Origin of the sequence: Otoolea muris (assembly GCF_943193115.1) — a bacterium.
Taxonomy (GTDB): domain Bacteria; phylum Bacillota; class Clostridia; order Lachnospirales; family Lachnospiraceae; genus Otoolea; species Otoolea muris.
Genome location: NZ_CALPCY010000028.1, coordinates 41,998 through 64,853 on the forward strand (window position 1 = coordinate 41,998; position 22,856 = coordinate 64,853).

A 22,856-nucleotide genomic window follows, 5' to 3' on the forward strand; every position below is an offset into this window, starting at 1 on the left:
CCATGGAGGAGAGGCTTAAGCATATACGTGATAAGCATGACAGGTGTGACAGGTTGTAAGGATGGATTGCAGCATGAAACAGACTTTTTTGGGAATTGATGTCGGAACGTCTTCGATGAAGATCGTTCTGATAGATGAGGATAAAAATGTGCTGGCCCGGATCTCGGAGGATTATGAGATACGCCTGTCAGATAAGGGCTGGCGGGAGATCGATCCGGAGAGCTGGTATGAGTGCATGGAACATGGCCTTAACCGGATCTTAAAGTCCCATGACAGGTCATCCGTTGCGGGGATCGGCATAACGGGGCAGATGCACACCCTGGTCGTGATGGGAGAGGATGGGAAACCGGTCCGTCCGGCGATGATGTGGAATGACACCCGCACGCAGGATCTGATACCAGCGCTTAAGGAGAGGATAAAGCATTTTCCGGAGGGCGAGTATCTGTCGCGTATTATTTCGACCGGAAGCCCTGCCGCAAACCTGTACTGGCTTGCCCTGCATGAGCCGGAGAATTTCAAACGGATACATAAATTCCTGATAGGGCCGGATTATCTGGTATACCGGCTGACAGGGGTATACGGCACGGATTACTGCGAGGCTTCGACGTCCTGCCTCTATGAGCTGGAAGGACGGAAATGGTCAGAGGAGATGCGAAAGCTTATCGGGCTTTCAAAGGAAGCATACCCGAATGTGCGCGGGGCGGCAGTCGCGGCCGGAAACCTGACAGAGGAGACAGCGCGCCGCTTTTCGCTGAACAGGGGTACGCAGGTGTTGGTGGGAACCGGGGATAACCCGGCCACGGCGGTTTCCACCGGCTGCCTGGGCCGCGGTTACCCGGTGATCTCACTGGGAACTTCCGGAGTGCTTATGATGCCGGTGGAAAAGCCGCAGGATCAGGACTGCGGGAAAGTGATTCTGTTTTCCTTTGACGATACAGAGTATTCCTATCTGGTGCAGGGAGCGGTACAGTCAAATGGAAATGCGTTTGCATGGGCGGTGCGGATGCTCTGCGGGGGCGAGGATTTCTCCAGAGTAGACAGCCTGGTGGACACGGTGAGCGCCAGGGAGAATGAGATTTTATTTTACCCGCACTTAATGGGGGAAAAAACGCTGTACGCGGATCCGACGCTGCGCGGGGCGTTCATCGGGCTGGGGGGCGAGACAAAAAGTGGGGAGCTCCTTTACGCCGTGATGGAAGGGCTGTGTTTTGCCTTCCGCGAGCTGGCGGAAAAGATGAAATTGCCGCTCAAGCGCTTCGGCAGCGTTAAGGTAGTGGGAGGCGGGGCGCGGAGCGGGATGTGGATGCAGACCATGGCCAATGTTCTGAATATCCGCGTTGAAAAGATGGACGGGATGATCGGATCCGCGTTCGGAATCGCGCTGCTTGCGGCCTGGCGGTGCGTGAACGGCGATCCGGCGGATGCGGCCGGGATTGCGGAAAAGACGGTAAAGGTGGATCAGGTGTTTGAGCCGCAGGAAGAGATGGCGGCGGCTTGTGAGGAAAAGTATCGGAAATATCTGCGGATTCACCGGGCGCTGAAATATATTGATACAGGGAGGGCGTAGGCGGGGCGGCCTTCTAAAGTCAGCCACGGCCTGCACGGATTCGGCGAATTGGACAAAGGGGGGATTTTATGGAACCATATTTTCTGGCAGTAGATTTCGGCGCTTCGGGCGGGCGGCATATCATTGCAGAGCACAGGGACGGGCGCATAGTTCTGCAGGAGATATACCGTTTTGAGAACGGCCCGGTACGACGCGGCGGATTTCTGTGCTGGGATCTCGATTATCTCACTGAGCAGCTTATCATTGGTATGAGACGCTGTTCGGAGCTCGGCCTGTTTCCGGTTTCTGTGGGTATAGATGCCTGGGGGCTGGATTTTGTGCTTTTGGATGAGTCCGGCGCGCGGATTTCGCCGGCTGTAAGCCACCGGGATCCGCGCACGGCTGGCATATACCAGGGGATTTTTGAGCGCGTGCCGGAGGCGGAGCTGTATGCCCGCACCGGAATCCAGATGGCGGAGTTTAATACGCTGTGCCAGCTTGAGGCGCTCAGCCAGAGCTGCCCGGAGCAGCTTTGCCGGGCGGATGCGATGGTGATGCTTCCGGACTATTTTAATTACCTGCTGACCGGAAAGCTGTGCCAGGAATACAGCAATGCCTCTGTGACCCAGCTTACAAAGGCGGGCGAAGCCCGGTGGGATACGGGGCTGATAAAAAGGCTGGGGTATCCGGAGCGGATCTTCCTTCCGATACGCCGGGCGGGCGGAGTGCTTGGAAGGCTGAAAGAGGAGATTGCGGAGCGGATCGGGTTTTCCTGCGAGGTAGCGCTTGTTCCCGGCCATGATACGGCCTCAGCTTTTTTGAGCCTGCCGCCTGAGGGGGCGGGGAAGCTTCCGGCCATCAGCTCAGGGACCTGGTCGCTGATGGGCATGGAGACAGAGGCGCCGGTTCTTACGGAGCAGGCCCGGGTTTCAGGATTTACAAACGAAGCGGGCGGCGGGGAGAAGCCGCTGCTGTTAAAGAACAGCCTGGGGCTGTGGATGATACAGAATATCCGGAAGGAGGCCGCGCCCGGGGACAGCTTTGGGGCGCTGTGCAGGAAGGCGGAAGATGCCCGGATCGATTCGATGGTGGACTGCCAGAGCCAGGTATTTCTTGCCCCATCCTCTATGAGCGGGGCGGTGAGGGATTACTGCAGGAAAGCCGGGGAGCAGGTTCCGGAGACGGCCGGGGAGCTGGCCCGAGTGGTATACAGGAGTTTGGCGGCGTCCTACGGGGCGATATTCAGGCAGATGCAGGAGCTGACGGGGCGGGAGTTCAGAAGGCTTCAGATTATCGGCGGGGGCTCGAAGGCGGATTATCTGAACCGGCTGACGGCAGAGGCGGCCGGGATTCCTGTTTTCGCCGGCCCGGCGGAGGCTGCGGCTTTGGGAAATGCGGTTGTGCAGATGACGGCAATGGGCGTGTTTTCTTCGCTGGATGAGGGGAGGAGATGCGCGGCAGGGTCGAATGGGGCACGGGTGTTTGAGCCGGATGGAAGAGGCGTGTGATGAGCGGGAGGCAGTCCATGGGGGAGCGGCAGTCCATAGGGAGAGTCTATGGGGAGGCGGCTCACAGGTAGGCAGCCCACAGGGGGAACCCGGATTATGGGCGGCGGGAGAGGAGAGATGACGGGATGCGTGTGCTGGATACAACATTTGCCAGGGGCTTTATCCGCATGGCGGATGACGGATGGCGGCAGGGGTGGCATGAGTGCCATGGGGGAAATCTGTCGTACCGGCTGGCAAAGGAGGAGGTAAAGGCAGTTGAGGATGATTTGAGGCGGGAGAGGGGATGGACGCCTCTTTCGGTACAGGCCGGGGAGCTGGCCGGGGATCACTTTCTGGTCACGGGCAGCGGGAAATTTATGCGGAATATGACGCTTTATCCAAGCGATTCTTTTGGGATGATTGAGATCAGTGACGCGGGAGACGCTTACCGTATTGTGTGGGGGCTGACAGGCGGCGGCCTGCCGACGAGCGAGCTGGCGGCGCATCTGATGAACCAGGCGGTTAAGAAGAGGAAGTCAGGCGGGGCCTGCCGTGTGATTTACCACGCCCATCCGGGGAATATCATCGCGCTGTCGTTTGTTCTTCCTATGAAGGATGAAATTTTTACCAGAGAACTCTGGGAAATGGAACCCGAGTGCGCGATGACCTTTCCGGCCGGAATGGGGGTGATCCCGTGGATGGTTCCGGGGACAAGTGAGATCGGGGAGCTCACCTGCCGCATGATGGAGGAGTACGATGTGGTGCTCTGGGCGCAGCATGGGATTTTTACGGCCGGGGAAACTTTTGACAGCGCGTTTGGGCTTACGCATACGGTGGAGAAGGCGGCGGAAATGCTGATGAAGGTGATTTCAGCGGGCGGAAAGCGGAATGTGCCGTCGGCGCAGGATTTCAGGGATATGGCAGAGGTGTTTGGGCTGGATTTGCCGGAGCGGTTTCTTTATGAGAAATGAGAAAGGTTAAATTTTGCAGGGGAGGGCGCATGAAAGGCGCGTTCCCCTGTTTTTCCCGGATTCCGGGCAAAATGGGTATGCTGTTAGTTGGCGGGAATGAATTTTCAAACACGCTCTAGGACACTGGCTACCTGTTACTACAATAATAATGATTAGGGAAAAGGAACGCTCCAAAGGGTTGACAAATTTTGTCCGGGGGGGGGTATAATGCAGATAAATAAAATCAAAAGGAGGATCTGAGCTATGAAAATGCGAAAAGGATTTGCAGGTATCTGCGCTGCGGCCGCATTATCTTTATCCATGACAGTCGGCGCGTTTGCCGGGGAGTGGCAGTTTCAGGAGGGCGGAGAATACTGGCAGTGGAAGTATGTGGAGCAGGACGGAAGCTGCAAAGTCAATGAGTGGAAGGAAATCGACGGAAAATGGTATCATTTTGATTCGGAGGGCTATATTGATGCGGGCGGGCTGTTCTTTTTGCCTTCTATCAATGACAGCAATGTGGGCGACCGGCATTATATGATGTTTTCGGGAGCTTTGGAGACAAACCGCGACTTTGGAATCGGATATGTGGACGGGGAAGGGCGATGGCATGAGACTCTGTCATATTATGATATAGAACAGAAGGAAAATTTTTGCCGCTCATGGGGAATTGATATGGATCTGATTTATAATGGCTGCCGTTCCAATTCTCTGACAACTTATACCTGCTCAACCGAGCTCTTTCCCAAGGACAGCGAGGGCAACCCTGCGTTTGATGTTGTAAAGGATGCTATTATTGTATGCGCGGATTACAAATCGCCAACGAATACGGACTATGACTGGAGCGGATATTCCTATTGGAATATGGGAGATAATTATAGCACATTTACGATTGTGCTGGATGACGGCGCAGGAAGATAAAGCAGCAGCGCATGTCTTTTTGTGTACAGGCCCGGATAAGGAAGTTTTGCCGCCGCTGCGGGCAGAAAAGGCGGCCGTCACTTGGCGGCCGCTTTTCTGATCCCTCTTGTATTCTTTTCCACAATGGGCCTGGCCATCATGACCTGATGGCCGCACCCGACGCATTTCAGGCGGAAATCGGCCCCGACCCGCAAAAGCTCCCACTCATGGCTCCCGCACGGATGGGGCTTTTTAAGCCTGACAATATCTCCAACTTCGAATATCACTCCGTTCATCCGTTACCCCCTGTTTTTTGGAAGAATCCCTGTATCCCTCTGTTTGCAGGTTCTGTCACAGGTTTGCCGCCTCGCCCAGCGCCTTGCCGACGCTGTCGCAGATTACCAGATCCGCGTCGGAATCCCTTGGCGTGACGGAACGGTTGATCAGGACCAGCTTATGTCCCCGGTAATAATCAATAAGACCGGCCGCCGGGTAAACGGTCAGCGAGGTTCCTCCGATGATCAGCATATCGGCCTTTCTGATATGTTCAACAGAGCGCCGGATCACGCTGTCGTCCAGGCCCTCTTCATATAAGACGACATCCGGCTTGATGATGCCGCCGCAGCCGCATTTCGGGATTCCTTGGGAATGGATGATGTCATCCAGATCAAAGGACTTCCCACAGTTCATGCAATAATTGCGCAGCACAGAGCCGTGCAGCTCCAGGACTTCCCTGCTTCCCGCCGCCTGATGAAGCCCGTCTATGTTCTGGGTGATCACAGCCTTTAGTTTCCCCTCCTGCTCAAGCTTTGCAAGCGCGAGATGGGCTCGGTTCGGCTTTGCATCCGGGAACAGCATCTTGTCCCGGTAAAAGCGGTAAAATTCCTCTGTCCGGCTTAAGTAAAAGCTGTGGCTTAAAATCGTTTCCGGCGGGTAATCATACTTCTGGTTATACAGTCCGTCCGTACTTCTGAAATCCGGGATGCTGCTTTCTGTCGATACGCCTGCCCCGCCAAAAAACACGATATAGCTGCTCTCCTCCACCCATGCCTTTAATTTAGCAATCTCATCCATTTGAATACACTCCTTCCCGTTTGTGTTTTACAATGGCTATACGATTTCGTCCAGAAATACGCCGTTTACGACATCCACGGCTGCCATGGCTTCTGTAAGCTCCTGAGAGCGCTCCGGCCAGATCTGCGCCGCATCCCTGTATCCGGTGAGCCAGTTTACCAGCTCGCCTGCCCGGGCTGAAAAACGCTGTGCGTGCAGCGCCGCATCTGGCAGCTCCTCTGTACTCGTTAATTTTTTCACGTCTGCTCCTGTTTCGTCGAGCGTCCATAAAAACGTCCCGTTATTTTCCTCCAGAAGCGGATCCACGGCATCCACTATAAAGGAAATGCGTTCTGCCTCCTTTAAGTGAAAGGAACCCAGGAATGCCTCTATATTCGTCAGCCGTCCCATATTCCATGCTTTTTCCCCGGTTTTGACCGTATACGGATCTTCTGCGTAAAGAAAGCGTTGTTCCTGTTTCTCAAGTCCCCACACGGCCTCAAGGCCGGCCAGCCCGTTTTTATCCTCTAAAAAGGACAGCGTCCCGCCCTCGGATTCCAGTTCCTTTATCAGACGGCTGACATAGGCGCAGTCGCGCTGTGTATACATTTCGTAGCGCGCCGACAGCCATTTCTCCATATAGGCGGCCGCCCGCCCGCAGTCCTCTGATGTATCCCGGCAGGCTGAGCGCGTAATGTGGCGCTGCGCCTCTTCATTTAAATGAAATTCAGGCACGTTTCCGATGAAGACAAAACCAAAGGGCTCATATACCGCGGGATTCACCGGGACCAGGTACGCGAGGGGCTTTCCGGCCTTTTGCTGATCCGTGAGCATCCTCACAAACAGATCGCGGAAATGGCCTTCCCTGCGGTGGGCCTCATCCGTCGCCACGCCGGCCAGATAGTCAAGCTCCCACTGTCTGTCCTTCATTCGGATCCGGTATGGATTATAGTGAACCATGGACAGGATAAAGCCATTGTCTTTTTTTGCCAGAATCCGGTTGTCCTTTGTCTTTTCCTTATAATAATACGCAATAAAGCGCTCCGAGTCTTCCTCAAAGCAGCCCCGCCACAGCGGGATGGTCTCGTTTTTTTCATCGTCTGCGAGATAGCCTGTATAACTTCCGGACTGCGTATTGCCGATCTGCTGCGCCCAGTGATAGCCCTTACTGCCGTCCAAAAGCTGCTCGACAAGATATTTCCTCGCATAATCAGCGGGCATATAGGACATCTTTGCCTGGCGCAGGCCCTCAATACCCATATCGTCCTCACGGTTGACCCAGTCTACATCCGGAAACTCCTCAAGCAGGAAGGTCTGGTTAATAAACTGATACAGGCCGTTGATCTCCGGGTTGGCCTTTTCAATATGAATCACAGCCATATTTTCAATGGGATTAAAGCTTCCGATCGAAAATGCTTCCATTTTCCCGTCAATATAGACTCCGCCCATGCGGATGTACAGATCTGAGCAGTTTTTCAGAATATCGTGAATGCCCCGCACCTCATAGTCTAAGTGCTCTTCCACATCCTCGCCCTTCTGCTCCCGCCATTTATCAAGGAATTCCCATACATCCTGGCTGTCCGAGCAGCACAGGCGGCGGTACTCATAACGCCCTTCGTACTCCCGTTTGAATGCATTCACCCGGTTTTTCTTTTTGTGCAGCTTCTTCCCGGCCAGTGTGCGCATCGCCTCGCCGGTGTAAAGATAATCCTTGGAATCCACCTGCTCCTCTACCAGATACTTGTCCTTTGGCAGATTCAAGTATTTTACCGCATACTCATCCGCCAGGTTAATTACCAGAGGAAAGCCTAATTCCTCGTTAAAATACCGTTCAATGGCGTGAAACGCGTCCGGCAGATCCTCTTCGCGGCAGAGCGGCATCGCAGAAAAGCACTTGCCGTTATTTTCCATCAGCCACAAAAGCGCCCGGTTTTCCCAGACGGCGTAGCGGACGTGATAGTATTCCTTCCAAATAAAGCTTTCCAGGAATACGCTGTCGCACGTATTGTTATGGCGGAGCGCATAAAACGGCATAAGCTCGCTGATGTTGCCAATCTCTATCCTTTTAAACTGTAACTCCATGGTTCCTCCTTGGTTGGTATAGACAATCAATTTGTTTTCATAGTATACCACAGTTTACAAATATTTAACAGGAGGAAAAAGAAAAGCACATTATCTCCTTTAGCGGAAATAATGCGCTTTTTTACTGTGCCTCTGTTGTGTGTTCCATTATTTTTCCCATATGAAACAAGAGCTTCTGATCACGCTCACTAAGCCTGCTGTAGACGTGATAAAGCTCATAAAATTTGTCCGGATCTTTCATGTGCTGTAAGGGATTGCCATCGCCTCTGCGTTTTTCGGATACGCCCAGGAGATAATCACAGGTGACTCCGAAATAAGCGGCAAGACGAACCAGGGTATCGGCTGTCATGGCTGTGCTGTCCTTCTCCAGACGGCTGACCGCCTGCTGGGATATCCCAATCTGATCGCCTAACTGGCTCTGTTTTAACTTTCGTTCAGTACGGAGTAATCGAATATTACTTTCCATCAATTTGTACACCTCTGCTTCATTATAACAGGTATACGTTTGATGTGCACTCAAATTTTGGGTATATCAATATCCATTTTATGGGTAGACTTTCTGCTTTTGGAAATTCCATGGAATAATGCCGAAATCCGCTTTAAAGCGGCGGGAGCAGTGCAGCATGTAAAATACAGCCAGCTCCGCTACGGATATAGCGTTGGCCCCTCCGGCCGTTGTGACAAGGACTTTGTGCTTTTTCGCGGCCTCAAGGTCCACTCCGTCATAGCCGGCCCCGTGGCGGGCTATGATCCTGAGCTTTTTCGCGGCGTCCAGGATACGGGAGGTAATTTTTGCTGTGCGGACAATCATTGCGTCGCAGTCTGCGATATCGGCAATGATATCTTCTTCCGTAAATCCGCGGCCGCGGACAATTTCAAAGCCGTGTTTCAGGAGAAAGTCGTCTCCGTCCGGCAGGATCGGCTGGGGCAATAATACTTTATAGCTCATCATTCATAAGCTCCTTTCAGTGTTTTCGTTTTATGGTTGAGCGCAGTCATTTCACAGCGCTGCATAGTTTGCAAATACCGGCGAATACGCGGCCGGAATGGGGCGTCACGCTTTTTTGGGACGTGCAAAGAGCACGAATCCGACGCCGAGGCAGACGGCGCACATGATGGCGCCCACGCCCATGGTCATACCCAGGCCGGTCATCATCCACACAGGAACCAGACCTGCAAAGGCTTCCTTCCAGCACATAACTGCGCTGTACACGCCATGATTGTCCGGGGCGGAGGACTGGGAATCCGGATCCACGGCGCGTACCAGGGCCAGGCCCGTAGCGGTATTACCTGTGCCGACGCCATAGGCCATCAGGGCCTTTTCAAACCATTCTTCACGGCAGAACAGTTTGCAGCCGCCAAATGCAATCATCAGTGTTACGGAGCTGCAGATGAGTGTGTAGACAACAATCGGGATGATGAAGGTGCTGATCAGCTCCAGATCCAGCGTAGCCATGGCGGTCAGTACAACGACTTCGAGCAGAAAACCGCTCATCTGGTGAATGAATTTCACATCAATGAAATGCTCCAGCTTAACCAGGCGCGCCGCATTCCAGACGATCGCGCCGCCCAGTATGCCTTGGATAACTGTGGGAAGGACGCTGACGCCATCCCAGACGAGGCCCACAAGCTGGATCAGCATCCGTCCGGCAAAGACAGCGGCCAGCAGCCATCCTGCCTGAAGCGCCAGATGATTGATGCTGATCGAGCTGGTAACGGTCTGTCCGATCGGGCTGCGTTTATCCTCCGGCAGAGCGCCGCCATAGTACCACGAGGGCTGTTTTTGCGGGTCCCTGACAAATTTGGACCAGCCCCGGCGCACGCCGACATTGACCATGATCATGCCTGCGAGCATTGCGACGATCAGGCCGAATGTGGCCAGGACCATACCAATGGAAAGGTTTTCGGGGATGCCAAGTTCTGTATAGGTCTGCCCTGCCGCTCCCGCGTTCCCGTGGCCTCCCTGGAAGGCGAATACGCCCATGCTGCCCCAGCCAAGGGGGAGGCCGGGCCACAAGAGGGCGAGCGCCGCGCCCAGGCCGGCGCCCAGGCACATCTGCATTCCGTAAATGGCCTGCTCAACGCAGATATAGTCAAGAAAGCCGACGATTTTTTTCGTATATTTTAAATAGGCCATCATCACCTCTCCCATAAGGGCGCGGGTGTTGTCCTCCTCATTCGACACTACCAGCACGTCTCCCTCGCCGCACAGGTTGAGAGCCGCATGAAGGGCTAAGTTGTCGCCGGCGCGCCCCTTAACCGTATAGGCCGGCCCTGCCATCATCTGGGCTTTTGGCTTACTGACCAGCCTGATGCGGGGATTCATGGCGCAGCTGCGCCCCATGACATCTGCGGTGTTGGAGGCGGGTATGGCCTTAAACTGATTCACAATTTCCGGATCCGGCAGCTCGCGTTTTAAATAAATTCTCTTTCCTACTGACATGTTTGATTTCCTCCTCTTTCTCTGTTCCGGCGGCGGTTCAGACATCCTGAACCCTGACCGGCTTGCGGTTATGTTTTTTTAATCTGCTTCTCCGGAAAAGCTTGCATCTCTTGTGATTCCATAGTAATATAAAATCAATACAAAGTAAAACAGAGAAAATTTTGGTTTTTAACAAAAAAAAATTGTGGAGAATTGCCATGGATATGATCAGCCTGTACTATTTTTCCGAGCTGGCCAGGGAGCTTCATATGACCCGCACCGCCAGCCGCCTCTTTATCTCCCAGCAGACGCTGAGCAACCATATACAGCGGCTGGAGGAGTATTACGGGACGCCGCTCCTGCATCGGAAACCCGCTCTTTCCCTGACCACGGCAGGCGAGCTTGTGCTGGCCTTTGCGGACCGGATCAATCATGAGCATATAAATCTGAAGGATATTTTGTCAGATGTTGCGCAGCAGGAACGCGGAGTGCTGCGCTTCGGGGCCAGCGCCATTCGGCTGAATATCTGCCTGCCAGCCGTTTTGCCGCCGTTTTCGGCCCGCTATCCGAACGTCGATATCCGCATCACAGACACCGTTACCTCCAGGCTGGAGCCTCTGGTGCTGAACCGCTCCATAGATTTTGCCATTATACTGAACGGCACAGAGCAGCCCCGGCTGATCACGCAGCAGCTCATGGACGATCAGGTTTACCTTTGCGTCGCCGATTCGTTGCTGCGGGCCTGCTATGGAGAGCGCGCGGGGGAACTGAAGGAAAAGGCGGTGCATGGCGCATATGTCGAGGATTTTTCCGCATTGCCCTTTTGCATCTTTGACAATCACATGGGCCGCCAGATCGGCCAGTGCTTCGACGCGGCTTTGTGGATCGCGGCTTGCCGGCGGACGCCCCTCAAAAAATTTTCAGCCAAAGAATTCCTCCCCTTCTTGACATCTAAACCGCAATATGCTATCTTAAAAGAGCAACATATTTTAAAATTGAAAAGTGCGTATTATCCCTTATTCAGAGTGATGGAGATGCAAAGGATCTGTGAAGTCACGGCAACCCCGTTTAAGCCGGGGGACAGGAGATGTCCCGGCGGTGAGGAGCGGAAGGTGCCAGCCTGAGCGAGGAGCAGTCAGTACGGCAGGAGAGCCGCCCTGACAGTAAATCGAGCAATAAGAGGATTTGATAGCGAATCATCAAGTCCGTATTGCTACGGACTTTTCTTTTTGTCTTTATACTTAACAAGGAGGAAGAGATGGAGAAATTACTTTTTACTTCAGAGTCAGTGACAGAGGGACATCCGGATAAGATGTGCGATCAGATTTCGGACGCGATTCTGGACGCTATGGTGGCCCAGGATCCGATGAGCCGCGTGGCCTGTGAGACGGCGACGACGACAGGTCTGGTGCTGGTGATGGGCGAAATCACAAGCAAGGCGAATGTGGATATCCAGAAGCTGGTGCGTGAGACAATACGCGAGATTGGATATGACAAGGGCGAGTATGGCTTTAACTGCGATACCTGCGGCGTGATCGTGGCTCTGGATGAGCAGTCAACGGATATTGCTATGGGTGTCGATAAAGCGCTGGAGGCAAAGGAGAACCGGATGTCTGACGCGGAGCTGGCTGCAATCGGAGCCGGCGATCAGGGTATGATGTTCGGCTATGCGACAAATGAGACAGAGGAATATATGCCGTATCCGATTTCCATGGCCCACAAGCTGGCGCTGCGTTTGACCGAGGTCCGCAAGGACGGCACGCTCCCGTACCTTCGTCCGGACGGAAAGACGCAGGTAACGGTGGAGTATGACGAGAACGGCCGTCCGATCCGCCTGGATGCGGTGGTTTTATCCACTCAGCACGACGAGGATGTGAGTCAGGAGCAGATACATAAGGATATTAAGCGCTATGTGTTTGATCCGGTTCTGCCCGCGGATATGGTTGACGGCAACACAAAGTTTTTCATCAACCCCACAGGGCGCTTTGTGATCGGAGGCCCGCACGGGGACAGCGGTCTGACGGGCCGCAAGATTATTGTGGATACGTACGGCGGATACGCGCGTCACGGCGGCGGCGCGTTTTCCGGAAAAGACTGCACGAAGGTGGATCGCTCGGCGGCGTATGCGGCGAGATATGTGGCAAAGAATATCGTGGCGGCGGGGCTGGCAGACAAGTGCGAGATTCAGCTCTCCTATGCGATTGGCGTGGCGCAGCCGACGTCCGTGATGGTGGACACCTTCGGAACCGGTAAGGTAAGCGAGACAAAGCTGGTGGAGATTATCCGTGAAAACTTCGATCTCCGGCCGGCCGGAATTATCAAGATGCTGGATCTGCGCCGTCCGCTTTATAAGCAGACCGCGTCTTACGGGCATTTTGGAAGGAATGATCTGGATCTTCCGTGGGAGAAGATGGATAAGGCGGAGGCTTTGAAGGCATATCTGTAGAATAGGGCGCTGCCTGACGGTCCGCTATATGCCTGATGGCCGGGCGCCGTCTTAGCGGCATGTTTCATCTGCGCGGGTCCTGCGCAAAAAAAGCCTGAAAGGCCGTAAAAATGGTCTTTCAGGCTTTTTTCGCGGACAAAGTTTATAATACTTTTAGAGACGCGGGCTTTAAAATATGATATACTTAACACAATATATAAAAACAGTGAGAAAGCCAGAGGATCCGGTTTCCGGGCGGGTTTTCTCTTATTTTTATAGAGCAGGCGGGCTGTCAGCTCTGTTGTATTGGGAGTGGGATATGAAGATAAGGACACGTCTGGCGATTGCGTTTGTTACGATTACAGTGGTTCCGATTGCCCTCATATATATCACGGCGATTGGCCTCGTGAATTATCAGGGGCGTTCGTTTCAGAAGAATTACGGCCTCAGCGAGCAGATTGATCTGCTGTCGGGAAATTCCACGCAGGTATTTAACCGCCTGACACAGGGGGTGCAGAAGACGATCCAGAAGGCGCTGGACGACAGCCCGGAGCTGTTTGAAGATTCGGTGTATCTGGATTCGCTGAATGCGGAGCTTTTGAAGAAATATTCCTATCTGATCGTCCGCAAGGGCGGGGAGATTATTTTTTCAGGCTCAGAAGACGGGAAGGAGGTCTGCGACCGCCTGCCGCCCTTTGGCGACTATCAGGGGAGTTCGTACGGCGGGGTTTATATGGACGGAGAACAGCAGCACCTGTTAAAGCAGATGGATTTTTCATTTCCGGACGGAGCGCAGGGAAGCCTGTTCATTGTGGCGAATGTGGGGAATTATGTGCCGGAGATCCGGGCGATGATGGGCGAGATGATGTTTGTGGGGATTATGATCATCTGCTTTACGGCCGGTATCCTGATTATGTGGGTGTACCGGGCCATGCTTTCCCCGCTGGGACGGCTGCAGGAGGCCACGAAGAAGGTGCGCGACGGCGATCTGGATTTTACGCTTGAGGTGGACAGCGACGATGAGATCGGCATGCTGTGCCAGGATTTTGAGGAGATGCGCCTGCGCCTGAAGGAATCCCAGGAAGAGAAGATGCAGTATGATAAGGAGAGCAAGGAGCTCTTAAGCAACATTTCTCATGATCTGAAGACGCCGATCACTGCGATCAAGGGCTATGTGGAGGGCATCCAGGACGGCGTGGCCTCGTCCCCGGAGAAGCTGGAAAAGTATATCAAAACGATTTATAATAAGGCCAATGATATGGATCGGCTGATAGACGAGCTCACCTTTTATTCCAAGATAGACACCAATAAGATTCCGTACAATTTTTCCAGAATCAATGTATCGGAGTATTTTGGGGACTGTGTGGAGGAAGTCGGGCTTGACATGGAAACCAGGGGCGTGGAGCTGGGGTATTTCAACTATGTGGACGAGGATGTGGTGGTGATCGCCGACGCAGAGCAGATGAAGCGCGTGATCAACAATATTATCGGGAATTCGCTGAAATATCTTGACAAGAAGAAGGGCATATTAAATATCAGGATCAAGGATGACGGCGATTTCATCCAGATTGTGATAGAGGACAACGGAAAAGGAATCGCGGCAAAGGATCTTCCCTACATTTTTGACCGGTTTTACCGCACGGATTCGTCCAGGAATTCTTCCAAGGGGGGCAGCGGGATCGGACTGTCGATTGTGAAGAAGATTATTGAGGATCACGGCGGAAGGATCTGGGCTACCAGCAAGGAAGGGATCGGCACGGAGATTCATTTCGTGCTTAGAAAACACCAGGAGGTTATTCAGGAATGAGCAGAATACTGATTATTGAAGATGAAGAGAGCATCGCAGAGCTGGAGAAGGATTATCTGGAGCTTTCCGGTTTTGAGGTGGAGATTGAGAATCAGGGAGATACGGGCCTTAAGAGGGGCCTGGAGGAGGATTTTGACCTGCTGATCCTGGATCTGATGCTTCCGGGTGTGGACGGCTTTGAGATTTGCAGGAAGGTCCGCGAGGTGAAAAATACGCCGATTATCATGGTTTCTGCCAAAAAGGACGATATTGACAAGATCCGGGGCCTGGGGCTGGGCGCGGATGATTATATGACCAAGCCCTTCAGCCCCAGCGAGATGGTGGCGAGGGTGAAGGCCCATATGGCCCGCTATGAACGCCTGATCGGCAGCGGTATGCCGGAGAATGAGATCATCGAGATCCGGGGGCTGAAGATCGATAAGACGGCCAGGCGCGTGTATATCAACGGCGAGGAGAAGAATTTTACGACCAAGGAATTTGATCTGCTCACCTTTCTGGCCCAGAATCCGAACCATGTGTTTACAAAAGAGGAGCTGTTCAGCAAGATCTGGGACATGGAGTCCCTGGGGGATATCGCGACCGTGACCGTGCATATCAAGAAGATTCGGGAGAAGATTGAGTTTAATACGGCGAAGCCGCAGTATATTGAGACGATATGGGGAGTGGGGTATCGGTTTAAAGTGTAAGGTGAGGATGAGCATGGAATGGACGATAGGCTTAAAGAGATAGACAGGCTTCTGAAAAAGCAGTGCTGGCTGATTGATGTTCTGCCGGAGCAGGTTCCGGCAGATGCCGGGGGATGCTTTTTTGAGGTGGAGCAATTTTGGCTGGGGGATGGCGAAAGATGTGGGTTTGCGGATCGGTTTGCAGGGGTTATTTTGAAGCTGATGTGTTATTACCGTATTGCAGCGCTGGGTGAGGAGTGGATGGAAAAGCCCTCGCCAGGCGCTGTTTGCGACAGGGTGAAGGGGATTATGGGCAGCGGGAGAGGGACGTTCCATGTGCTGTTTCCGGAGGAGGACGCGCTGATTGTTTTGGAGGGCGGGGACTTATATCTGTCTGTGTATAATCCGGATGATACGATGCAGAGGAGGCTGAGAGGGATTACGGCTTCGGAGGGGTTGTTTTTCAGGAAGGCGGCAGTAAATAACTGTTAAGAAAGAACTTTTTAACAGTTCCTTATTCGCCCCAATAATCTATAGTATCCTGGGAAGTTGTAACGATTCCAAAAAGTTTGCGCATAAAGTCTTCGTTTTCATGAAACATTTCCAAAATAATTATGGTATCGCTATCCTTTATACGGTAAAAAAAATAATTATGTTCTATAAAAATATACATGTAATCACAATCTATATCATATTGTGATGAAATTTTTACGCCTGATTGAGGGAATGTTTCAAGCAGCCTGACTTCCTTCATCATTTTGCCCATAACCTTTTTTGAAGTATGTTCACCATAGTTTTGTGTTAAGTCATTGCGTAATCTTTTCAGCTTTTTTCTGACAATCTGTGAATATTCCACTTTAACCAAAGCATTATACCTCCAGTTCTTTTTCCAATTCATCTGCAGATATCGTTCCTTCGGTAAGGGCGGAATTTTCAGCCTCCTGTAATTTTAGGAGTAATTGATTTAATGCTTTCTGTTTATCTAATTCGTCCAATTCATACATATCAATAATAGCGCATGCGCCATGTCCGTTGCGGGTAAGATAAACTCTATTGCCATAAGATACTTCATTTATAACTGCTGTATAATTTCTCAAATCGGATATTGGTTTTATATTTGGCATTTCACATTCTCCAATCGTTTTCTTTTATTATACCAGTTATCGTATACAGTTTGCAACAAAATTTGCATGTAAATTTACAGCGAACGCGTTGTTTTGTTAGATTCACGCTTGAAGAAAGAAACAGAGAAAACGGTAAAGTTATTTTTTTCGCGCTCATAAGCGGATATCTTTATAAATATTTTATAATTTAATTAGCACTCAATCCTTGACGTGGCTAATAATAAGTGTTATATTACCAATAGAACAAAGAAAAGAAATTACTTGTAACCGTATAGTTTTACGTTTACAGTCAGCCTGTAAAGGAGGCAGTGATTTATGAATATCAATAAATTTACCCAGAAATCGATCGAAGCTGTCCAGAACACGGAGAAGCTGGCTTACGAATACGGGAACCAGCAGATTGATCAGGAGCATCTTCTTTTAAGCCTTTTGGGCGTGGAGGACAGCCTGATTTTGAAGCTCGTCACGAAGATGGGGATATCCGGCGAGCAGTTCTCGGAAGAAGCGCGGCAGGCGGTTGAAAAGCTGCCGAAGGTTTCCGGCGGGCAGCTTTATTTTTCCAATGACGCGAATAAGGTGCTGGTGAACGCGGAGGATGAGGCGAAGGCCATGGGGGATGAGTATGTCTCAGTGGAGCACTTATTCCTGGCCATGATAAAGCAGCCGAACCGGGCGGTGAAGGAGCTGCTGCGCCTGTATGGGATTACGCGGGATCGCTTTTTGCAGGCCCTCTCCACGGTCCGGGGAAATCAGAGGGTGGTGAGCGACAATCCGGAGGCCACGTATGATACGCTGAATAAGTATGGCTATGACCTGGTAGAGAGGGCCAGGGATCAGAAGCTGGATCCGGTGATCGGCCGCGACAGCGAGATCCGCAATGTGGTCATGATCCTCTCGCGAAAGACGAAGAATAACCCGGTTCTGATCGGCGAGCCGGGCGTGGGCAAGACGGCGGTGGTCGAGGGGCTGGCCCAGCGTATCGTCCGCGGCGACGTGCCGGAGGGGCTCAAGGATAAGAGGCTCTTTGCCCTGGATATGGGGGCCCTGATGGCGGGGGCCAAGTACCGGGGCGAGTTTGAGGAGCGCTTAAAGGCAGTCCTGGATGAGGTGAAAAAGAGCGACGGGCAGATTATCCTGTTCATTGACGAGCTTCACACCATTGTCGGGGCGGGAAAGACGGAAGGCTCGATGGACGCCGGAAATATGTTAAAGCCCATGCTGGCCAGGGGCGAGCTTCACTGTATCGGCGCAACGACTCTGGATGAGTACCGGAAGTATATTGAAAAGGACGCGGCCCTGGAGCGGCGGTTCCAGCCGGTGCGCGTGGATGAGCCGACGGTCGAGGATACGGTTTCCATTCTCCGGGGCTTAAAGGACCGGTATGAGGTGTACCACAGCGTGAAGATCACGGACTCCGCGCTGGTTTCGGCAGCGGTTCTGTCGGATCGCTATATCTCGGACCGCTTCCTGCCGGATAAGGCGATTGATCTGGTGGATGAGGCGTGCGCCATGATTAAGACAGAGATGGATTCCATGCCGGCGGAGCTGGATGAGCTCTCGAGGCGGATTATGCAGCTTGAGATCGAGGAGGCGGCTCTCAAAAAGGAGACGGATCGGTTAAGCCAGGATCGTCTGGCGGATCTGCAGAAGGAGCTGGCGGAGCTGAAGGATCAGTTTGCCTCGCAGAAGGCGCAGTGGGAGAATGAAAAAACGTCCGTGGAACATCTGTCAAAGCTGCGTGAGGAGATCGAGCATGTGGGCGGCGAGATCCAGGCGGCGCAGCAGGCGTATGATTTGAACAAGGCGGCGGAACTGCAGTACGGCCGGCTTCCGGAGCTGAGACGCCAGCTTGCAGAGGAGGAGGAAAAGATCAAGAGCCAGGATCTGAGCCTGGTTCACGAGAGTGTGACCGAGGACGAGATCGCGCGCATTATCTCCAAATGGACCGGGATCCCGGTGGCGAAGCTCACCGAGAGCGAGCGGAGCAAGACGCTTCACATGGATGATCTGCTTCACAGGCGCGTGATCGGACAGGACGAGGGCGTGGAGAAGGTGACCGAGGCGATCATCCGTTCTAAAGCGGGGATCAAGGATCCGACGAAGCCGATCGGTTCGTTCCTGTTCTTAGGGCCTACGGGCGTGGGCAAGACGGAGCTGGCCAAGGCGCTGGCGGAAAGCCTGTTTGATGATGAGAACAATATCGTGCGTATCGATATGAGCGAATATATGGAGAAACACTCCGTATCCCGCCTGATCGGAGCGCCTCCGGGATATGTGGGCTATGACGAGGGCGGACAGCTCACGGAGGCGGTGCGCAGAAAACCGTATTCTGTGGTTCTGTTCGACGAGGTGGAAAAAGCGCATCCGGATGTATTTAACGTGCTCCTGCAGGTGCTGGACGACGGCCGGATCACGGATTCCACAGGAAAAACCGTGGATTTTAAAAATACGATCCTGATCATGACCTCCAATATCGGCTCGCAGTATCTGTTAGAGGGGATTGACGAGCAGGGCAGGATTAAGGAGGAGGCCGAGGCGGCTGTGATGCAGGACTTAAGGGCTCATTTCCGTCCGGAATTTTTAAACCGCCTGGATGAGACGATCCTGTTTAAGCCTCTGACAAAGGAGAATATCGGCGGCATTATTGAGCTTTTGACAGCGGATGTCAACCGGCGTCTGGCAGACCGGGAATTGTCGATTGAGCTGACCGGGGAGGCGAAGGGCTTTATTGTGGAAAACGGTTATGACCCGGTGTATGGCGCGAGGCCCTTAAAGCGGTATCTCCAGAAACATGTGGAGACGCTGGCGGCGAGGCTGATCCTGGCGGACGGGGTCCGGGCAGGGGATACGATCGAGATTGGGCTTGAGGCCGGGGAGCTTAAGGCCAGGGCGGTATCGCGTGAACAGTAACTAATAGTAACTGAGGAACGCCAAAAAATCCCACAACAGCTTGACAGAAAAACACATCTCCACTACAATGGACTCTGGACAAATATGTACTCTCGGAATCTCGCTGCGCCTGATTCCGGGAGTACATGAATATGGCCGGGAGGACGCCGTTTTCCCGGAGCAGGAAAAGAGGAGATTACCATGAGAGTTGCAATCGGAAATGATCATTCCGCAGTAGAGCTCAAAGAGATCATTGCGGATTATGTGCGGGAGCTGGGGCATGAGGCAATAAATCTGGGAACCGATACCACGCAGAGCTGCGACTACCCGCTTTACGGGGAAAAGGTGGGGCGCGCCGTGGTATCAGGCGAGGCGGACTTGGGGATTGCCATCTGCGGGACAGGATTGGGGATTTCTCTGGCAGCCAACAAAGTAAAGGGCGTCAGGGCCTGTGTGTGCAGCGAGCCGTACACGGCGAGGATGTCGAGACTCCACAATAACGCGAATGTGCTCTGCTTCGGCGCGCGTGTGGTCGGAAGCGAGCTGGCAAAGATGATCACGCAGGTGTGGCTGGAAACCGAATTTGAGGGCGGCCGCCACCAGAGGCGTGTGGATCAGATCATGGAAATCGAGGGTAAATCATAACCGTTCCGGGTTTTGCGGGCGGTTATATTAATGCTGTTACTGTGTGCAGCCCGAAGGCTGTATACAGTATGTTCAGACGGGCTTAAGAGCCTGAATAATCTATTTTTGGAGGTGCCTACATGGTTACGGTTACGGAAGACATTCGTTATATTGGCGTAAATGACAGGGATCTGGATCTTTTTGAGGGACAGTACATAATTCCAAACGGAATTGCTTATAATTCTTATGTCATTATGGATGAGAAGATTGCTGTGATGGATACAGTGGACAAGAGAAAGACGGCGGAATTCCTTGAGAACCTGGAGCGGGAGCTGGGGGACAGGACGCCGGATTATCTGGTGGTCAGCCATGTGGAGCCGGATCACGCTTCCAGCGTAAAGGCGCTTACGGAGCGTTATCCGGAGATGAAGCTGGTGGGAAATACGAAGACCTTCCAGATGCTTTCCCTGTATTTTGACCTTGATCTGAGCGGCGCGGTGACCGTGAAGGATGGAGATACCTTAAAGCTGGGCCGCCATGAGCTGACGTTTGTGACAGCTCCGATGGTGCACTGGCCGGAGGTGATGGTAAGCTACGATAGCTGCGACAAGGTTCTGTTCAGCGCGGACGGTTTCGGCAAGTTCGGCGCTCTCGACGCGGATGAGGACTGGGACTGCGAGGCCAGGAGATATTACTTTAATATCGTGGGCAAATACGGCCCGCAGGTGCAGGCGCTTATGAAAAAGGCGGCCGGGCTGGATATTCAGGTGATCTGCCCGCTTCACGGCCCGATCTTAAAGGAGAGCATCGCCCATGTGGTGGAGAAATACCAGATTTGGAGCAGCTACGGCGTAGAGTCAGAGGGTGTGTTTATTGCCTATACGTCCTTCCACGGCAATACAGAGGACGCGGCGAAGAAGATGGCAGAGATTCTGGAGAAAAAGGGCTGCCCGAAGGTGGCGATCTCGGATCTGGCAAGGGAAGACATGGCAGAGGCGCTGGAGGATGCGTTCCGCTATGGAAAAATCGTTCTCGCAGCCCCGTCCTACAATGCGTCGGTGATGCCGTTTATGGAGGATTTCCTGCATCATTTACAGGGAAAGAATTATCAGAAGCGCACAGTTGCGCTGGTGGAAAACGGATCCTGGGCGCCGTCCGCGGCGAAGTCCATGAGGGCGATGCTGGAACAGATGAAGGAAATTACGGTAATTGAGCCGGCGGTAACGATCCGCGGCGCGTTTAAAGAAAGCGATATTGCGGCGCTCGAGGCGGCGGCGGACGCGCTGCTGGCGTAGAGCGCGATGTCAGAAAGCAATTTTCAAACAGGCTCTGGCCGGGTGAATGCGGCAGAAAAGGGAGAATACGGACATGGTAAATGAAGTAATGCGCTTTATCACAGAGAGCGACCCCGAGGTGGGAAAGGCGATTGAGGCGGAGGCGGCGCGCCAGAGACGGAATCTGGAGCTGATCGCGTCAGAAAATATCGTTTCCGAGCCGGTGATGATGGCAATGGGTACGGTTTTGACAAATAAATACGCAGAAGGCTATTCCGGAAAGCGGTATTACGGCGGCTGCGAGTGCGTGGATGTGGTGGAGACGCTGGCCATTGAGCGCGCGAAAAAGCTGTTTGGCTGTGATTACGCCAATGTGCAGCCCCATTCCGGCGCGCAGGCGAATATGGCTGTCTTTGTGGCCATGCTGAAGCCGGGCGATACGGTGATGGGTATGAATCTGGATCACGGGGGGCACTTAACACACGGGAGCCCGGTCAATTTTTCAGGGCTGTATTTCCATATCGTCCCCTACGGCGTGAACGACGAGGGATATATTGATTATGACGAGCTGGAGCGCATCGCCCTTAAGTCAAAGCCGAAGCTGATTGTGGCGGGCGCGAGCGCCTATGCCCGCGAGATTGACTTTAAACGGTTCCGAGAGGTTGCCGACAAGGCGGGCGCGTATCTGATGGTTGACATGGCCCATATCGCCGGGCTGGTGGCGGCCGGGCTTCATCCCAGCCCCATCCCGTATGCGGACGTCGTCACCACCACCACGCACAAAACGCTGCGCGGCCCCAGAGGCGGCCTGATTCTGGCCAATAAAGAAGCGGCGGATAAATTTAACTTTAACAAGGCCATCTTCCCCGGAACCCAGGGCGGGCCGTTAGAGCACATCATCGCCGCCAAGGCGGTCTGCTTTGGGGAGGCGTTAAAGCCTGCGTTTAAAGAATATCAGGCGCAGGTAAAGAAAAACGCGGCGGCGCTGGCCGAAGCGCTGAAGGCGCAGGGCTTTACGATCCTGACAGGCGGCACGGACAACCATTTGATGCTTGTGGATTTAAGGGGCATGGATATTTCCGGGAAAGAGCTGCAGAACCGCTGCGACGAGGTGTATATTACACTGAATAAGAATACGGTTCCCAATGATCCGAGAAGCCCGTTTGTGACTTCCGGTGTGCGAATTGGAACGCCGGCTGTTACATCAAGGGGGCTGACGGAAAAGGATATGCCGAAGATTGCGGAGTGTATCTGGCTGGCGGCTACGGAGTTTGAGGAGAAGGCGGATTATATACGCGCAGAGGTGACGAAGCTGTGCGATCAGTATCCGATCTATCAGTAATGTTGGGATCTTGAAACGGGAGTTTAATGGATGATTTATGAAATAATTCCAGGATTAACTTTTTTTGTTTTTTCCATTTTAAGAACAACCCCATATAAATTAGGATTATTTATAGCTATTATAGCTGTGATTATAACAACTGTAATTTCGCTCGTAAAAACTAAAAATAATTTTACTTTATATAGTTATTTACTCAAACTTCCCACATTAAAAATGGGATTTGCTCCTTGAAAAATCAATACTTTAGCTCACAAAATAGCGCTCAG

Annotated in this window: 21 protein-coding genes, 2 pseudogenes and 1 riboswitch; of the genes and pseudogenes, 14 read left to right on the plus strand and 9 right to left on the minus strand. The window is 52.8% G+C overall.

What is annotated here, in order from left to right:
- Positions 1-73 precede the first annotated feature (73 nt).
- The 4 genes from NFS31_RS16295 to NFS31_RS16310 all read left to right on the plus strand — a co-directional run bounded on the left by NFS31_RS16295 (position 74) and on the right by NFS31_RS16310 (position 4,904).
- The gene (locus NFS31_RS16295) at positions 74-1,567 is read left to right on the plus strand and encodes a xylulokinase (protein ID WP_251497251.1); all 1,494 of its coding nucleotides are present in this window, start codon (positions 74-76) and stop codon (positions 1,565-1,567) included.
- Positions 1,568-1,635: 68 nt separating this feature from the next.
- Positions 1,636-3,054 (plus strand): rhamnulokinase, encoded by a 1,419-nt coding sequence (locus NFS31_RS16300; RefSeq protein WP_251497256.1) that lies wholly within the window; start codon positions 1,636-1,638, stop codon positions 3,052-3,054.
- Positions 3,055-3,179: 125 nt separating this feature from the next.
- Positions 3,180-4,004: a rhamnulose-1-phosphate aldolase gene (gene rhaD / locus NFS31_RS16305; RefSeq protein WP_251497259.1), complete on the plus strand. Its 825-nt coding sequence runs from the start codon at positions 3,180-3,182 to the stop codon at positions 4,002-4,004.
- Between the two features lie 243 nt (positions 4,005-4,247).
- The gene (locus tag NFS31_RS16310) at positions 4,248-4,904 is read left to right on the plus strand and encodes a hypothetical protein (RefSeq protein ID WP_251497262.1); all 657 of its coding nucleotides are present in this window, start codon (positions 4,248-4,250) and stop codon (positions 4,902-4,904) included.
- A gap of 77 nt (positions 4,905-4,981) precedes the next feature.
- Here the strand turns inward: NFS31_RS16310 and NFS31_RS16315 are convergent, their stop codons facing one another.
- The 7 genes and pseudogenes from NFS31_RS16315 to NFS31_RS28495 all read right to left on the minus strand — a co-directional run bounded on the left by NFS31_RS16315 (position 4,982) and on the right by NFS31_RS28495 (position 10,461).
- On the minus strand, positions 4,982-5,179 hold the full coding sequence (locus tag NFS31_RS16315) for a DUF951 domain-containing protein (protein ID WP_160225974.1): 198 nt from the start codon (positions 5,177-5,179) through the stop codon (positions 4,982-4,984).
- A 55-nt stretch (positions 5,180-5,234) separates the two neighbouring features.
- A complete protein-coding gene (locus tag NFS31_RS16320; protein WP_251497264.1) occupies positions 5,235-5,957 on the minus strand; it encodes an NAD-dependent protein deacylase in 723 nt (240 codons plus the stop codon).
- A gap of 36 nt (positions 5,958-5,993) precedes the next feature.
- Positions 5,994-7,115, minus strand: a complete 1,122-nt coding sequence (locus tag NFS31_RS27815) for a GNAT family N-acetyltransferase (protein WP_251497306.1) — start codon at positions 7,113-7,115, stop codon at positions 5,994-5,996.
- Positions 7,116-7,118: 3 nt separating this feature from the next.
- A pseudogene (locus NFS31_RS27820) lies at positions 7,119-8,018 on the minus strand (DUF2156 domain-containing protein); the annotation flags it as partial.
- A 121-nt stretch (positions 8,019-8,139) separates the two neighbouring features.
- A complete protein-coding gene (locus tag NFS31_RS16335) occupies positions 8,140-8,484 on the minus strand; it encodes a helix-turn-helix domain-containing protein (RefSeq protein ID WP_251497267.1) in 345 nt (114 codons plus the stop codon).
- 78 nt (positions 8,485-8,562) lie between these two features.
- Positions 8,563-8,970 carry a Rossmann-fold NAD(P)-binding domain-containing protein gene (locus NFS31_RS16340; protein ID WP_251497270.1) on the minus strand — a complete coding sequence of 136 codons (408 nt, stop codon included), beginning with the start codon at positions 8,968-8,970 and terminating at the stop codon, positions 8,563-8,565.
- A 102-nt stretch (positions 8,971-9,072) separates the two neighbouring features.
- Complete coding sequence (locus NFS31_RS28495; protein WP_331482710.1) at positions 9,073-10,461, minus strand: RraA family protein; 1,389 nt, start codon at positions 10,459-10,461, stop codon at positions 9,073-9,075.
- 248 nt (positions 10,462-10,709) lie between these two features.
- Between NFS31_RS28495 and NFS31_RS27830 the strand changes: the two are divergent.
- The 5 genes and pseudogenes from NFS31_RS27830 to NFS31_RS16370 all read left to right on the plus strand — a co-directional run.
- A pseudogene (locus tag NFS31_RS27830) lies at positions 10,710-11,117 on the plus strand (LysR family transcriptional regulator); the annotation flags it as partial.
- Between the two features lie 336 nt (positions 11,118-11,453).
- Positions 11,454-11,622, plus strand: a riboswitch (SAM riboswitch).
- A 76-nt stretch (positions 11,623-11,698) separates the two neighbouring features.
- The gene (gene metK / locus NFS31_RS16355; protein ID WP_251497273.1) at positions 11,699-12,886 is read left to right on the plus strand and encodes a methionine adenosyltransferase; all 1,188 of its coding nucleotides are present in this window, start codon (positions 11,699-11,701) and stop codon (positions 12,884-12,886) included.
- Positions 12,887-13,184: 298 nt separating this feature from the next.
- The gene (locus NFS31_RS16360; RefSeq protein ID WP_251497277.1) at positions 13,185-14,672 is read left to right on the plus strand and encodes a sensor histidine kinase; all 1,488 of its coding nucleotides are present in this window, start codon (positions 13,185-13,187) and stop codon (positions 14,670-14,672) included.
- A complete protein-coding gene (locus NFS31_RS16365) occupies positions 14,669-15,358 on the plus strand; it encodes a response regulator transcription factor (protein WP_251497280.1) in 690 nt (229 codons plus the stop codon). The genes NFS31_RS16360 and NFS31_RS16365 overlap by 4 nt, the downstream gene beginning before the upstream one ends.
- 18 nt (positions 15,359-15,376) lie before the next feature.
- Entirely contained in the window at positions 15,377-15,829 is a 453-nt protein-coding gene (locus NFS31_RS16370) for a hypothetical protein (protein WP_251497283.1), read from the plus strand.
- Between the two features lie 22 nt (positions 15,830-15,851).
- Here the strand turns inward: NFS31_RS16370 and NFS31_RS16375 are convergent, their stop codons facing one another.
- Both NFS31_RS16375 and NFS31_RS16380 read right to left on the minus strand, forming a co-directional pair.
- Complete coding sequence (locus tag NFS31_RS16375; protein ID WP_251497309.1) at positions 15,852-16,193, minus strand: type II toxin-antitoxin system RelE/ParE family toxin; 342 nt, start codon at positions 16,191-16,193, stop codon at positions 15,852-15,854.
- A gap of 13 nt (positions 16,194-16,206) precedes the next feature.
- Positions 16,207-16,461, minus strand: coding sequence for a type II toxin-antitoxin system Phd/YefM family antitoxin (locus tag NFS31_RS16380; RefSeq protein ID WP_251497286.1), 255 nt, complete (start codon positions 16,459-16,461; stop codon positions 16,207-16,209).
- 315 nt (positions 16,462-16,776) lie between these two features.
- On the opposite strand from NFS31_RS16380, the gene clpB reads away from it, so the two are divergent.
- From clpB to NFS31_RS16405, 5 genes are all read left to right on the plus strand, one after another.
- Positions 16,777-19,371 (plus strand): ATP-dependent chaperone ClpB, encoded by a 2,595-nt coding sequence (gene clpB, locus NFS31_RS16385; RefSeq protein ID WP_251497289.1) that lies wholly within the window; start codon positions 16,777-16,779, stop codon positions 19,369-19,371.
- Between the two features lie 180 nt (positions 19,372-19,551).
- Positions 19,552-19,995: a ribose 5-phosphate isomerase B gene (gene rpiB, locus NFS31_RS16390; protein WP_251497292.1), complete on the plus strand. Its 444-nt coding sequence runs from the start codon at positions 19,552-19,554 to the stop codon at positions 19,993-19,995.
- A gap of 119 nt (positions 19,996-20,114) precedes the next feature.
- On the plus strand, positions 20,115-21,269 hold the full coding sequence (locus tag NFS31_RS16395; protein ID WP_251497294.1) for an FprA family A-type flavoprotein: 1,155 nt from the start codon (positions 20,115-20,117) through the stop codon (positions 21,267-21,269).
- 73 nt (positions 21,270-21,342) lie between these two features.
- Positions 21,343-22,590: a serine hydroxymethyltransferase gene (gene glyA / locus NFS31_RS16400; RefSeq protein ID WP_251497297.1), complete on the plus strand. Its 1,248-nt coding sequence runs from the start codon at positions 21,343-21,345 to the stop codon at positions 22,588-22,590.
- 30 nt (positions 22,591-22,620) lie between these two features.
- Positions 22,621-22,821, plus strand: coding sequence for a hypothetical protein (locus NFS31_RS16405; protein ID WP_251497300.1), 201 nt, complete (start codon positions 22,621-22,623; stop codon positions 22,819-22,821).
- The last annotated feature ends 35 nt before the right edge of the window (positions 22,822-22,856 follow it).